This is a genomic window from Bacillus cabrialesii (assembly GCF_004124315.2).
GTDB lineage: Bacteria > Bacillota > Bacilli > Bacillales > Bacillaceae > Bacillus > Bacillus cabrialesii.
This window is the reverse complement of sequence record NZ_CP096889.1, coordinates 2,203,012-2,216,637: the sequence shown is the minus strand read 5'-3', so window position 1 is coordinate 2,216,637 and position 13,626 is coordinate 2,203,012. Positions and strand designations below refer to the sequence as shown.

Sequence of the window (13,626 nt, the reverse complement as noted above, 5' to 3'; positions counted from 1 at the left end):
ATAGAGGGGGCTTTTTTTATGTCAATGGCTTATGAAGAATACATGCGCCAGCTTGTCGTACCAATGCGCCGCGAGCTGACTGGAGCAGGTTTTGAAGAATTAACAACGGCGGAAGAAGTAGAAAACTTTATGGAAAAGGCAGAGGGCACAACTCTTGTAGTCGTTAACTCTGTGTGCGGCTGCGCGGCAGGCCTTGCGCGACCTGCGGCAACACAGGCAGTTCTCCAGCATGACAAATCACCTGATAATACGGTGACTGTATTTGCAGGCCAAGATAAAGAAGCTACTGCAAAAATGCGTGAGTATTTTACTGGCCAGGAGCCTTCTTCACCGTCAATGGCTCTTTTGAAAGGCAAAGAAGTTGTACATTTTATTCCGCGTCATGAAATTGAAGGACACGATATGGAAGAGATTATGAAAAATTTGACCGCTGCCTTCGACGCACACTGCTAAATGCCCGTTATCCGGGCATTTTCTTTTTGGGAGAACAGAAGATGATAACAACAAGCTATAGACCATCTGAACACACTATAAAAATCGCAAAGCAGCTTTCTAAAGAGCTGAATATGCCATATTGCGGCCGAAATAAACAAACGGTTGAAAATCTGCTGAAGACAGCTGAACGTGATTTGCTTGTGGTCGGCAAAGAGCGGTTTGAACTTTATACGAAACAAGGAGCCAAATTCTTTTTTCATCCGAATACAGCGATGTTCAGAGCCAAACGCTTCATACGGGGTGAGCAAGAACCGATGCTTCGGGCAGCTGGTTTATCGGAAGGAGACACGTTTTTAGATTGCACACTCGGTCTGGGTTCGGATGCCATTATCGCAAGTATGGCAGTAGGCGATACGGGTTCTGTGATTGGAATTGAAAAGAACCATCTTGTGTCCGTTCTGGTGAAGACAGGACTGCATTCATGGGAAACGGGCATAGAAGAGCTTCATGCTGCAATGAGAAGAATCCAAGTGAAGCATGGGGATTGTTTTGAGTACATTAGGAAGCTTCCTGACAACTCTGTTGATGTGGTTTATTTCGACCCAATGTTTCATGAGCCTGTAGAGGCGTCTGACGGCATCGCGCCTTTACGGGATTTGGCAGAGGATTCAGTTTTGCACGAAGGGTGTATCAAAGAAGCTGTGCGCGCTGCCAGAAAAAGCGTGGTGCTAAAAGACCACTGGAAAAGCCCGCGATTTGAACAGTTTGGTTTTAACGTCATGAAAAGAAAAACAGCACTGTTTCATTATGGCGTCATGCAAGCCGCAAGCAAAACAAGCCCGTGATTGCTATCACGGGCTTTTTGTTAATCGGTGACTTCCATGACGACAAAGTATAACAATGTTAAAAGTGAAACTGTGGCAAACAGAGCGTCAATCATGCGGAAAGCCTCCTTTCAAAGAATATTGTAAGCGTTTTTACATAAACCGCAAAGCAACGAATCTCCTAATTTGCATATCAGTATCCATATAGTACATGACTTGCAGGTTTCGGGTGTGCTAAAATAAGTGAAACATGACAATAAAATAGAGAGGAATAAGCAGTCATGAAATTGTGGATGAGAAAGACCCTTGTGGTTTTATTTACCATTGTAACATTCGGGCTCGTATCTCCTCCGGCTGCTCTTATGGCAGACAAACCCTCCGGACAGCCGAGCAGTCTTGAGCAGAATGATTACACCGCTTTTTATGATGAGCATGACCTGTACGATGATTATGAGTCGGAAAACAGGCGGGACCCTGAACTGCTTTTTCAATCGTACAAGGAACAGCTCCTTGACAGTGCTGAGGATCAGTCCTTTTTGAAATTCGGCAGCAAAATCGCTCCAGTTATTGAGGATGACTATCGGAAAGAGATCCTGCCGAAAATCGAAAATGTGATCAGTGATTATTTAGCGACATTGCAAGATGATGAGGCGTATCAAGATGTTGTGATCTCAAGCATGCCTTCAGCGGGCAAAACGGAAAAAATTTTCAACGTTTACAATCGGACGACTGGAGAAGATCTCATTAGATTCCACGTGCGCAGAGACCACCCGCCTCATGACGGCTACTGGTTTAATTTTCACTATCATACAGCAGAAGATGGATTTCAATCACATCATGAGCTTGGAAGCATTTACTGGGACCGCAACACGCCTCCCAACTGGATGAGTGCGTAAAGGAGATGCCATTAGACATGAAAAAGTACACGATGAATGAAATGGTTGATATCACAAAAGATATGCTTAACAAACGCGGCGTTATGATAGAAGATATTGCGCGGATTGTTCAAAAACTTCAGGAAAAATACAATCCAAATTTGCCGCTCAGTGTATGCATGGAGAATGTAGAAAAAGTGCTGAACAAACGTGAAATTATTCACGCTGTTCTGACAGGCCTTGCGCTTGATCAGCTTGCTGAGCAGAAACTCCTTCCTGAACCGCTGCAGCACCTTGTTGAAACGGATGAACCGCTTTACGGCATAGATGAAATTATCCCTCTTTCAATCGTTAATGTGTACGGGTCGATCGGCTTGACCAACTTCGGTTATTTGGATAAAGAGAAGATTGGCATTATTAAGGAGCTTGATGAAAGTCCGGACGGTATTCACACCTTTTTGGATGATATTGTGGCAGCACTTGCGGCAGCGGCGGCGAGCAGAATTGCCCATACGCATCAGGATCTGCAAGATGAAGAAAAAGAACAGGATCAAAAGCCTGTCATCAGCTGACTATAAAAAAATCATTTCTGGGTTCAGAAATGATTTTTTATTGTGTTACACTACTAGAAGACTACTTTTAAAGGATGAAAAAAATGAAACAGTATAAGGATTTGTGCAGGCATGTTTTAGAGCATGGCGAAAAAAAGGGAGACCGGACAGGGACCGGAACAATCAGCACCTTCGGATATCAAATGAGATTTAATTTACAGGAAGGCTTTCCGATGCTGACCACAAAAAAACTCCACTTTACATCAATTGCCCATGAACTGCTTTGGTTTTTAAAAGGGGATACCAATGTACGCTATCTGCAGGAAAACGGAGTGCGGATCTGGAATGAGTGGGCTGATGAAAATGGCGAACTCGGACCTGTATACGGCTCGCAATGGCGTTCTTGGCGGGGAGCTGACGGAGAAACTGTTGATCAAATTTCTCGTCTTATTGAAGATATTAAGACAAATCCGAACTCAAGACGCTTAATCGTGAGCGCCTGGAATGTTGCTGAAATTGATAACATGGCATTGCCGCCGTGCCATTGCCTGTTTCAATTCTACGTGTCTGATGGCAAGCTGTCCTGTCAGCTGTATCAGCGCTCTGCCGATGTTTTCCTCGGTGTGCCGTTTAACATTGCTTCTTATGCCCTGCTAACCATGATGCTTGCTCATGTGACTGGGCTTGAACCGGGCGAATTTATTCATACATTCGGCGATGTCCATATTTATCAAAATCATATTGAACAGGTTAATTTGCAGCTGACAAGAGACGTTCGCCCGCTTCCGAAGCTTCGTTTTGCCAGAGAGGTTGATTCTATCTTCAACTTTGCTTTTGAGGACTTTATCATCGAGGATTATGATCCGCATCCTCATATTAAAGGGGCTGTCAGCGTATGATTTCGTTTATTTTTGCAATGGATGCCAACAGGCTTATCGGCAAAGACAATGATTTGCCGTGGCATTTGCCCAATGATCTAGCATACTTTAAAAAAGTAACATCGGGCCATTCAATCATTATGGGCCGAAAAACATTTGAATCAATTGGGCGTCCGCTGCCAAATCGGAGGAATATTGTCGTCACATCAGAACCGGCTTCGACATTTCCGGGATGTACGGTTGTCAGTTCGTTAAAGGAAGTGCTGGACATTTGTTCAGGCTCTGAGGAATGCTTTGTGATTGGAGGGGCTCAGCTCTATACAGCACTGTTTCCTTATGCGGACAGGCTGTATATGACGAAAATTCATCACGAGTTTGAGGGTGACCGACACTTCCCTGAATTTGATGAAACCAATTGGAAGCTGGTTTCTTCTGAGCAGGGGATCAAGGACGAAAAAAATCCGTATGATTATGAATTTCTGATGTATGAAAAAAAGAATTCTTCTGAAACGGGAGGATTTTAATTGGTTCGCTACAGCTTGCTAGTGGTTTATATTGTGTATATGCTGTTAAAAAATATGAAACAATTATGTAATCAAAGGATGCTCGATCCCCGTCTGTCATACAAAAAACAGATGACTCTTGTCTACGAGCAGCCAAAGGCGTTTTTGGAAGGCTGTATCGGCATCACCGGATCAGTTGTGACGATCCATCAGCCTGAGCCAATACCGCCCGGTCCTGTCTTGTATGCGCACCCCCGTTTGCGGTTAGCTGAACTGGCCTTAATTGCTGGATATATTGAGGAACCGGCCGGCTTTATTGTCAATCCAAGGGTATTTCGCTTGCCTTTTATCAGGCAATGGCTGGATCGTATGGATGTGATATCAGACGGCAATTCAGAAAAGGTATATGAAGATGTGACGAAACAGCTGGAAAAAGGACAAAGCCTGATTCTTTCATTAGATGATTCTATAGATCCTGTTGAACTTGCGGCCCGCTATCATCTTCCATTGGTGATGGTGGAAACGAAAGGAACAGATGACCTGCAAAAAGGATCGTTTCTTAAACGCTTAAAACCAGCAGACATTGAATTGTCCTTTTCAAAAGCTTATATACCTGCACATGAAAAACAATTACGTGCATAAAAAAGCGCAGTCTTTAAGACTGCGCTTTTCTATTACGAAATAAACGGCACCTTCACACAATAAAACAGCACACAGAAAAACATTGCAGCGCTTCCGCCTAGTACAAAGCTGTGCCAAATAGCGTGATGGAAGGGGATCTTTTTCCAAATGTAAAAGATGGTTCCGACAGAGTATAAAATGCCGCCGAGTAATAGGAGGCTGAATCCCGGTCCGCTTAGCGAAGCATATAAAGGTTTAACCGCGATAATCATCAGCCACCCCATGATCAAATACACCAAGGTTGACAATAAGATAAAGCGTTTCACGAAGAAAATTTTAAAAACGATTCCGCCTAGAGCAAGAGACCATACGATAACCAGCAGGGTATAGCCGAGCGTGCCTTTGAGCGGCCCTAGCAAAAAAGGCGTGTAGGTTCCGGCGATCAGAATGTAAATGGCGCTATGATCAATAATCTCCAAAATATCCTTCGTCTTTTTATGCGTGATACTGTGAAGCAGCGTGGAGCTCAAATATAACAGCAGCATAGAGACACCGAATATCGTAAAGCTGATAATGTCCCATGAGGACCCGTAATGGGCCGCAAATATGATCAGAAACACTAATGCAGGTATGGACAAGAGCACACCGATGCCGTGTGTAATCGCATTGGCAATCTCTTCTTTGATTGTAAACAAGCGCATTCTCCTTTCGATCGCTAGATCATTTGATCTTTCAATGTTTCTAAAAAGTTCAAGCCCTCTAAAGTAATTTTAGTTCCGGCACGTCCGCGGCTTTTTGTGACATAATCTTTTTTCTCCAAATAATCGAGTCGGCTTCTGACCTGCTGCGGAGTTAACGAGGTTTGGGTATTTTTGCTGTGTTCAGAAATAATCCGTCTGCTGGCAGGCTCTCCTTTTTCGTTTAATACTTTTATTGTTTCCAGAATAAACAAAAACTCAGCCTTTTCCATTAAAGTCAGCAGTTTCGCTTTTTTCTTCGACGTTTTTCCGTCTATCGCCCCTCTAATGTATGGAGGCAGGTCATGTAGGTGAATCGTTCCCCCGCTTGATACTGCCGCCATATAATCTGCAGCGTTTTTTAATTCCCTGACATTGCCTTCAAATGTATGCTGCTCAAGGATCGGAAAGACTGAGGGATCGATTAACAATTGCTGACTGGAATTTGAGAGAAAATACTGTGTCAAAAGCGGTATATCGCTTTTACGTTCAGACAATTCGGGCAGTGTGAGCGTTAAAATGTTCAGCCTGTAAAATAAGTCTTGCCTGAAGGTATGTTCCGCGCATCCGTCTGCAGAAGCACAGATCATTCGCGGTTTCTCCGTGTCTGAATCAAGCGCTTTTAACAGCTGAGCTTGTACAGAAGCCGGCATGCGCCATACTTCATCAAGAAAAAGAGTTCCTCGTGCCGTTTTTTGAAAAGCGCCTGAGTTTCCGTTAGGGCCAAAAAGCTCATGCATAAGGCTTTCTTCCGAATGAGTGCTGCAATTGATGCTGATAAATGATTCATTGCTTCTCGAAGATTCCTGGTGTATCGCATAGGCGAAATGATTTTTGCCTGTTCCGATTTTTCCTGTTATCAAGACAGGAAGCTCCGATAGTGAGAATTGCTTGGCGATTCGCTTTGCTTCCAGGAAGGTTTGATGTTCTCCGATTAGATGTTGAAATGTGTTAGGTATTGGTTCGGTATTCATCAATTGGCTCCTTTTGGTTCTAATTGGTTTTATTATATCATGCCTTTTGGCTGAAAACACCCTTTATTTGCGATTATCTTTTTTTCTTAGGTTTGCAGGATAATGGTGAAACAGATGTTACCACAAGAAATGGAGGATGTAGTCTGTATTTTTTTAATTATTAAATAAAAATAATTGTCTTATTTTTTGAATATTCATGTTATAATGGCATATTAAATAGGGATTTAAAACAAGAAAGGAATCTGTACATGAAACCGTTGCTTAAAGAAAACTCTCTCATTCAAGTGAAAGACATTTTGAAGGCTCATCAAAACGTGAAGGACGTTGTGATTCACACACCTTTGCAGAGGAATGACAGACTTTCTGAGAGATATGAATGCAATATCTATTTAAAACGTGAAGACTTGCAAGTTGTCAGATCTTTTAAGCTCAGAGGGGCTTATCATAAAATCAAACAGCTTTCCAGCGAGCAGACTGAGAATGGAGTTGTGTGCGCAAGTGCCGGAAACCACGCTCAAGGCGTGGCGTTCTCGTGTAAACATCTTGGCATTCACGGGAAAATATTTATGCCATCTACAACGCCTAGACAAAAAGTATCTCAAGTTGAACTGTTCGGAAAAGGATTTATCGATATTATTTTGACAGGTGATACGTTTGACGATGCGTATAAAAGTGCTGTTGAATGCTGTGAGGCTGAATCCCGGACGTTTATCCATCCGTTCGATGATCCGGATGTGATGGCCGGACAGGGAACGCTGGCGGTCGAGATCTTAAACGACATTGATACAGAACCGCATTTTCTTTTTGCGAGTGTCGGGGGAGGCGGCCTTCTCTCAGGGGTAGGCACATATTTGAAAAATGTGTCGCCTGATACAAAGGTAATTGCTGTTGAGCCGGAGGGGGCGGCATCCTATTTTGAATCAAACAAAGCTGGGCATGTCGTCACACTTGATAAAATTGATAAATTTGTAGATGGGGCAGCCGTTAAAAAAATTGGCGAGGAAACGTTTCGAACGCTGGAAACGGTCGTTGATGACATTCTCCTTGTGCCTGAAGGAAAAGTATGTACATCCATTCTTGAATTATATAACGAATGTGCGATTGTTGCTGAACCGGCTGGAGCTCTTTCTGTCGCAGCGCTTGATTTGTACAAGGATGAAATTAAAGGCAAAAATGTGGTGTGTGTGGTCAGCGGGGGCAATAACGATATCGGAAGAATGCAGGAAATGAAGGAGCGGTCCTTGATTTTTGAAGGACTTCAGCATTATTTTATCGTCAATTTTCCGCAAAGGGCGGGGGCGCTCCGCGAATTTCTTGACGAAGTGCTGGGGCCTAATGATGACATTACAAGATTTGAATATACGAAGAAAAATAATAAAAGCAATGGACCTGCTCTTGTCGGCATCGAGCTGCAGAACAAGGCCGACTATGGGCCGCTGATTGAACGAATGAACAGAAAACCGTTTCATTATGTAGAGGTGAATAAGGATGAGGATTTGTTCCATTTGCTGATCTAATTTTTTTACACAACCGCGTAAAATGACAGACAGCCCGGCCGGCATTGTATATAATAGAAGAAAAACGAAAAAAGAGGATTGATAGCTTGTTACTCAAAAGCCTAGAGTTCAAACGCAGTGACGGGATTCAGGTAAAAGTGACAGAAATACCTGTATTAAAGGAAGATGAGCACTATTTCTTTATGTTACATCACCATTTGCAATTCTACTTAAAAGAAGTGTTTTCATCAAACAGCAGGGCAAAAGTGTATTCTTTCCGACAATTTATGAAGCGCCGGATGAAATGGGCAGATTATCAGGCTGTTTTTCATCAAGAGGTGTTAAAGCACAACGCGTAAAATGCCGTTTATACCTGCATGGCTCCCTTTGTAATCGTTGATTGGGAGGCATGCAGGATTTTTTTGCCCGGTATCGAATACAAACATGGGACGAGCAGGTAAGGATGGTTTTAGAAAGCGTTTTAATGCTGGCTGGAAAGGGTGAATGTCATGAAGGTGATCAAAGGTTTAACGGCAGGGCTGTTTTTTCTGCTGTTGTGCGCCTGCGGAGGACAACAGATTAAAGACCCGCTCAATTACGAGGTGGAGCCTTTTACATTTCAAAATCAAGACGGCAAGAACGTTTCTTTAGAGAGTTTAAAGGGAGAAGTATGGCTGGCGGATTTTATTTTTACCAATTGTGAGACTGTATGTCCGCCGATGACCGCTCATATGACTGATCTGCAAAAGAAACTGGAAGCCGAGAAGATAGATGTCCGCATCGTATCGTTTAGTGTTGATCCAGAAAACGATAACCCGAAACAGCTGAAGAAATTTGCTGCAAATTATCCATTATCTTTTGATAACTGGGATTTTCTAACGGGATACAGTCAGAGTGAGATTGAAGAGTTCGCGCTTAAGAGCTTTAAGGCGATTGTGAAGAAACCTGAGGGACAGGACCAAGTCATTCATCAGTCTTCTTTTTATTTGATAGGCCCGAACGGCAAGGTGCTGAAAGATTATAATGGAGTGGAAAATACACCGTACGATGATATCATCGCCGATGTGAAATCAGCCGGTACACTCAAGTAAGCTAGAAGACTAGGCATTTGCAAATCTCCTAAAACATGATACACTTTCCACTAGTAGAATGGGAAGGAGCAACAAGATTGAAGCTGCGCATTTTTTCACTCATGGCCAGTTTGATTTTGCTTCTTACTGCTTGTACGAGCATACGTACAGCATCTGAGGGAAAACATAAAGCACATGAACCGAAAACGAAAGAGCACATTGTCATTGCGGCTGTCGGAGATTCGCTGACAGAAGGTGTCGGAGATCCCCAAAAAAAGGGATATGTCGGCATGGTGGCGGATTCTATCCGGTCAGATAAACAAGTCAAAACGGTAGATGTAAAAAATTATGCCGTGAAAGGGAACCGTTCGGATGATTTATTAGAGAAACTAAAAGATAAAAAGGTTCAAAAAGGCATAAAGGACGCAGATTATGTCTTTTTTACAATTGGCGGTAATGATTTGATGAAAGTCCTTCGCCAAAACTTTCTGCAATTAACCGTTGAGCCGTTTCAGGAAGCGGAAAAGCCGTACGAAAAGCGTTTTAAAAAAATCATTTCTGAAATCCGGGGGCTGAATGATCATGCTGAGCTGATTTATGTCAGCATGTATAATCCGTTTACGTTTACGTTATCTGAATTAAATGAAATAAACGGAGTCGTCACTGATTGGAACCATATTGCTGAAAAAGAGCTGAAAAAAGATAAACATGCAAAAATCATTTATATCGAAGACTTGTTCAATCAAAAAAGTGACAGCAGCCGAATATCTGAGGAAGATGATTTTCATCCTAATGGTACGGGTTATTCCCTCATCGCGAAGCGCGTCTATCAAGCCATTAAAAAAGAAGGATTACCGAAAGAGTAGGGTGACATCATGAATAAGTGGAAGCGACTGTTTTTTATATTGCTTGCAATCAATATCGTCCTCGCCGCTGGGTTTGTGGCACTTGTTGTGCTGCCGGGAGAACAGGCCCAGGTGAAGGATTCATCTGATGAGAGCGAGTATGGATTTCAAGTGACAAGCACAAAAGAATCATTAGCTGCGTTTGTCAACTCATATTTAAACGACAAAGCATCAAACAAGCTTGATTATAAAGTAGAGATTGATGATGATGTTCATGTAGCAGGGAAAATCAAGGCTTTTTCCACGTCAATTGATGCGTTTGTCGCTTTTGAACCGACCGTGAAAAAAAATGGTGATGTAGAGCTGAATGTTACGAAATTTTCGTTAGGGAAATTGAGTATACCAATTAGCTTTGTGTTAAATTATATGGACAGCTTTTACGAATTGCCATCGTTTGTCCACGTTCATCCCGGCGATAAAAGCATTGAAGTGCGCCTTTCAGAAATGCCTTTAACGAATGGAATGTACGTCAAAGCGGATAAAATCAATTTAGAAAAAGATGACATTGAGTTTTCCTATTACCATCCTAAACAATAGAGGTGACTGAAAATGAAACGGGTTTACCAGTATTTCAGTTTATTATCCTTTACATTTTCCCTGTATTTCGGCTGGCTTGCTTATCATCATCTTGCCGCTGAAGATATGGATCAAATGTACTTGAACATTTCCTATTGTGCCTTGTTTCTAAGTGTGATGGTGTTTACATTCGGTATGAGAGACCGGAAAAAAACCGATAAACCGTGAAAAAAGAGACATGAAACACGTCTCTTTTTTCATGTGGTCCGACGAAAATTTGAGAACACAAGGAGAAAAAATGAAAGCATACGATTTTACACAGGGGAACGTGCTGAAACAGCTTGTGCTGTTTTCAACGCCGATTATGCTCGGAAACGCATTGCAGGTTTCCTTTCAATTTATAGACAGTCTGTGGGTCGGCAATTTACTTGGGGCAAAGGCCCTTGGGGCAGCCGCGGTTTCAAGTACGATTGTATTAACCGTGCTGTCTTTTATTCTAGGCCTAAACAATGCGACGTTAACGATTTTGTCGCAGCAGAAGGGGAAAGATGATGAAAAAGGAATGGCGTCGTATATTAACGCTTTTGTTGTTTTATTAACAGGTTTGAGCATCGGATTCGGCGCAGCCGGTTTTTTTCTGTCAGAGCTTTTGCTTCGCCTTCTAAAAACGCCGGAGTCGATGATACCGCTAGCTGAGAGCTATTTACAGATTCAATTTATCGGCATTTTATTTTTGTTTGGTTATAACTTTATCAGTACGGTGCTTCGGGCGCTCGGCGACAGCAAGACACCACTTCGGTTTATAGCGTTTGCCGTTGTGCTGAATACAGTGTTGGCACCGCTCTTTATTTCTGTGTTCCGCATGGGAATAGCGGGAGCTGCTTATTCGACGATTTTGTCACAAGGTATTGCATTTCTGTATGGATTGTTTTATGTCATTAAACATAAGTTTGTGCCTTTTTCTATTCCGAGAGTGCCCAAGTGGGAAGAGTCCGCGCTGATTTTAAAACTCGGGATTCCAGCCGGTCTTCAGATGATGGTGATTACAGGCGGAATGATGGCGATTATGAGTGTTGTCAACTCATACGGGGAGCACGTAGTATCAGGCTTCGGCGCGGTGCAGCGGCTTGACAGCATCATCACGCTTCCTGCTATGGCTGCCGGTACAGCGGTCAACAGTATGGCAGGGCAAAATATCGGAATCGGAAACTATAAAAGAGTGGGGACGATTGCGAGACTGGGTGTGATGGCTGTTATTTCTTGCATGATGGTGATTGCCGTGATGATTTGGGTATTTGGTAAATACCTCATGAGGTTATTTATCAGCGAGCCTGATGCTGTTGCGTTTGGTGAACAATATTTGCGATGGATCGCTTTTTTCTATCCTTTTATCGGAATTAATTTCGTACTAAACGGAATCGTCAGAGCGGCGGGAGCGATGCTGCAGGTGCTGGTTTTAAATTTGATATCGTTTTGGGTTTTGAGATATCCGTTCACGGCTCTATTTTCAGCTTGGCTTGGACAGAAAGGAATCGGGCTCGGAATCGGAATGAGTTTTTTATTAAGTAGCTGTGCGGCATTTTTGTATTACAGATACGGCCGCTGGAAAACAATGAAACTGTTTACTGAAAAATAAGTGAAGCGCTGCGAAAAGCACATACCCATATATAGCGGTATGTGCTTTTTTTCACCGTTTTTTATCAAGTTTGCTGAAGAGCTCGATTAATGAAGCAAGTTCGGCATCACTGTAGCAGTCAAAGCGTTTAAAGAAATATTCCGTTTTTTTCTCGTTGAAATGCTGAAGGACCTTTTCGCCCGCTTCAGTGATATGAATGCGGATGATGCGTCTGTCTTCCTTCGATCTGATTCTCGTAATCCATTCCTTTTCTACCAGCGCATCAGTCACAGCCGTAATGTGGCTTGCCGATACTTCTAAAATAGGCGCAAATTCGGTTACTTTTTTAGGCCCTTGCTCACTGAGGATGCGCAGAATGGTAAATTCATTCCGTGACAGCTCTTTATCTAGAATTTCATTGATTTCATTGCGTATTTGTTTAAAGACTTTACGGAGTAAAGTTTCCATATCGTACATCATTTGTGTTCTAACTTTCAAATTTGTGAACCTCCATTACATAAGCATATTGCTTAAAAACTATAGATTTTATTGAAAAGCAGAATCATTTTCATTCTATTTTTACATGCTATAATATAATAATACCACGTATTAACAAAGGAGGCATCAGTATGTCTGAAAAAAAAGAAATCGCCACATTTGCTGGAGGCTGTTTTTGGTGTATGGTTAAACCTTTCGACGAACAGCCGGGAATTGAAAAAGTGGTGTCCGGGTATACAGGCGGCCATACTGAAAACCCTACGTATGAAGAGGTGTGCAGTGAAACGACAGGACATCGTGAAGCCGTTCAAATCACGTTTGATCCTGATGTGTACCCTTATGAAAAGCTGCTTGAATTATTTTGGCAGCAAATCGATCCGACAGATGCCGGCGGCCAGTTTGCTGATCGCGGCAGTTCCTACCGAGCAGCCATTTTTTATCATAATGATAAACAAAAGGAGCTTGCAGACGCTTCTAAACAGCGCTTGGAAGAGAGCGGCGTCTTTAAAGATCCGATTGTAACGGACATTTTAAAAGCTGAACCTTTCTATGAAGCGGAAGACTACCATCAGCATTTTTATAAAAAGAATCCAGGACATTATCAGCGTTACCGGACAGGTTCTGGACGTGCCGGATTTATCAGCGAGCATTGGGGGACGAAATAAATGTCATACAATAAAGAAGAAAAAATCAAGTCACTAAACCGCATGCAATATGAGGTGACACAAAATAACGGCACGGAGCCGCCGTTTCAAAATGAATATTGGGATCATAAGGAAGAAGGGCTGTATGTCGACATTGTGTCAGGCAAGCCATTGTTTACATCCAAAGATAAATTTGATTCCCACTGCGGCTGGCCAAGTTTTACAAAACCGATTGAAGAAAAAGAAGTGGAAGAAAAGCTAGACACAACCCACGGCATGATTCGCACAGAAGTAAGAAGCCGTACTGCTGATTCACATCTTGGTCATGTATTTAATGACGGACCGGGGCCAAGCGGGCTTCGTTACTGCATAAATTCAGCGGCGCTGCGGTTTGTGCCGAAGGATAAGCTAAAAGAAGAAGGCTACGAAAGCTATCTGCATCTTTTTGATAAATAAAACAAAAAAAACAAGCCTGCCTAATGGA

19 protein-coding genes are annotated in these 13,626 nt (G+C 42.6%); 16 read left to right on the top strand and 3 right to left on the bottom strand.

Annotated elements, in window-relative coordinates:
• The first annotated feature begins 18 nt into the window (after nt 1–18).
• The 7 genes from brxA to EFK13_RS11030 all read left to right on the top strand — a co-directional run bounded on the left by brxA (nt 19) and on the right by EFK13_RS11030 (nt 4,708).
• Complete coding sequence (gene brxA, locus EFK13_RS11060; protein ID WP_064814535.1) at nt 19–453, top strand: bacilliredoxin BrxA; 435 nt, start codon at nt 19–21, stop codon at nt 451–453.
• Between the two features lie 41 nt (nt 454–494).
• Complete coding sequence (locus EFK13_RS11055) at nt 495–1,280, top strand: class I SAM-dependent methyltransferase (RefSeq protein WP_129505392.1); 786 nt, start codon at nt 495–497, stop codon at nt 1,278–1,280.
• 260 nt (nt 1,281–1,540) lie between these two features.
• On the top strand, nt 1,541–2,155 hold the full coding sequence (locus EFK13_RS11050; RefSeq protein WP_129505393.1) for a YpjP family protein: 615 nt from the start codon (nt 1,541–1,543) through the stop codon (nt 2,153–2,155).
• 17 nt (nt 2,156–2,172) lie between these two features.
• Nucleotides 2,173–2,706: a phosphatidylglycerophosphatase A family protein gene (locus EFK13_RS11045; RefSeq protein WP_075750682.1), complete on the top strand. Its 534-nt coding sequence runs from the start codon at nt 2,173–2,175 to the stop codon at nt 2,704–2,706.
• Between the two features lie 83 nt (nt 2,707–2,789).
• Complete coding sequence (locus EFK13_RS11040; RefSeq protein ID WP_129505394.1) at nt 2,790–3,584, top strand: thymidylate synthase; 795 nt, start codon at nt 2,790–2,792, stop codon at nt 3,582–3,584.
• Nucleotides 3,581–4,087, top strand: coding sequence for a dihydrofolate reductase DfrA (gene dfrA, locus EFK13_RS11035; protein WP_129505395.1), 507 nt, complete (start codon nt 3,581–3,583; stop codon nt 4,085–4,087). Before EFK13_RS11040 ends, dfrA begins: the two co-directional genes overlap by 4 nt.
• On the top strand, nt 4,088–4,708 hold the full coding sequence (locus EFK13_RS11030) for a 1-acyl-sn-glycerol-3-phosphate acyltransferase (protein WP_129505396.1): 621 nt from the start codon (nt 4,088–4,090) through the stop codon (nt 4,706–4,708).
• A 32-nt stretch (nt 4,709–4,740) separates the two neighbouring features.
• Here the strand turns inward: EFK13_RS11030 and trhA are convergent, their stop codons facing one another.
• Both trhA and EFK13_RS11020 read right to left on the bottom strand, forming a co-directional pair.
• Nucleotides 4,741–5,382: a PAQR family membrane homeostasis protein TrhA gene (gene trhA / locus EFK13_RS11025; RefSeq protein WP_129505397.1), complete on the bottom strand. Its 642-nt coding sequence runs from the start codon at nt 5,380–5,382 to the stop codon at nt 4,741–4,743.
• A 20-nt stretch (nt 5,383–5,402) separates the two neighbouring features.
• Nucleotides 5,403–6,398 carry a sigma 54-interacting transcriptional regulator gene (locus EFK13_RS11020; protein WP_129505398.1) on the bottom strand — a complete coding sequence of 332 codons (996 nt, stop codon included), beginning with the start codon at nt 6,396–6,398 and terminating at the stop codon, nt 5,403–5,405.
• 248 nt (nt 6,399–6,646) lie between these two features.
• On the opposite strand from EFK13_RS11020, the gene ilvA reads away from it, so the two are divergent.
• The 7 genes from ilvA to EFK13_RS10985 all read left to right on the top strand — a co-directional run bounded on the left by ilvA (nt 6,647) and on the right by EFK13_RS10985 (nt 12,021).
• On the top strand, nt 6,647–7,915 hold the full coding sequence (gene ilvA / locus EFK13_RS11015; RefSeq protein WP_129505399.1) for a threonine ammonia-lyase IlvA: 1,269 nt from the start codon (nt 6,647–6,649) through the stop codon (nt 7,913–7,915).
• A gap of 86 nt (nt 7,916–8,001) precedes the next feature.
• Entirely contained in the window at nt 8,002–8,253 is a 252-nt protein-coding gene (locus tag EFK13_RS11010; RefSeq protein WP_129505400.1) for a DUF2535 family protein, read from the top strand.
• 150 nt (nt 8,254–8,403) lie between these two features.
• Nucleotides 8,404–8,985 (top strand): SCO family protein, encoded by a 582-nt coding sequence (locus tag EFK13_RS11005; RefSeq protein WP_129505401.1) that lies wholly within the window; start codon nt 8,404–8,406, stop codon nt 8,983–8,985.
• A 77-nt stretch (nt 8,986–9,062) separates the two neighbouring features.
• Nucleotides 9,063–9,830 carry an SGNH/GDSL hydrolase family protein gene (locus EFK13_RS11000; protein WP_129505402.1) on the top strand — a complete coding sequence of 256 codons (768 nt, stop codon included), beginning with the start codon at nt 9,063–9,065 and terminating at the stop codon, nt 9,828–9,830.
• A 9-nt stretch (nt 9,831–9,839) separates the two neighbouring features.
• Nucleotides 9,840–10,406 (top strand): YpmS family protein, encoded by a 567-nt coding sequence (locus tag EFK13_RS10995; RefSeq protein ID WP_129505403.1) that lies wholly within the window; start codon nt 9,840–9,842, stop codon nt 10,404–10,406.
• A 12-nt stretch (nt 10,407–10,418) separates the two neighbouring features.
• Nucleotides 10,419–10,613, top strand: a complete 195-nt coding sequence (gene ypmT, locus EFK13_RS10990) for a protein YpmT (RefSeq protein ID WP_064814549.1) — start codon at nt 10,419–10,421, stop codon at nt 10,611–10,613.
• A gap of 70 nt (nt 10,614–10,683) precedes the next feature.
• A complete protein-coding gene (locus EFK13_RS10985; protein WP_129505404.1) occupies nt 10,684–12,021 on the top strand; it encodes an MATE family efflux transporter in 1,338 nt (445 codons plus the stop codon).
• A 51-nt stretch (nt 12,022–12,072) separates the two neighbouring features.
• Here EFK13_RS10985 and EFK13_RS10980 read toward each other — a convergent pair whose 3' ends face one another.
• On the bottom strand, nt 12,073–12,498 hold the full coding sequence (locus tag EFK13_RS10980) for a MarR family transcriptional regulator (RefSeq protein WP_003241533.1): 426 nt from the start codon (nt 12,496–12,498) through the stop codon (nt 12,073–12,075).
• A gap of 131 nt (nt 12,499–12,629) precedes the next feature.
• Here EFK13_RS10980 and msrA point away from each other — a divergent pair, with 131 nt between their 5' ends.
• Nucleotides 12,630–13,163, top strand: coding sequence for a peptide-methionine (S)-S-oxide reductase MsrA (msrA, locus tag EFK13_RS10975; RefSeq protein ID WP_129505405.1), 534 nt, complete (start codon nt 12,630–12,632; stop codon nt 13,161–13,163).
• Complete coding sequence (gene msrB / locus EFK13_RS10970) at nt 13,164–13,598, top strand: peptide-methionine (R)-S-oxide reductase MsrB (RefSeq protein ID WP_129505406.1); 435 nt, start codon at nt 13,164–13,166, stop codon at nt 13,596–13,598.
• Nucleotides 13,599–13,626 lie beyond the last annotated feature (28 nt).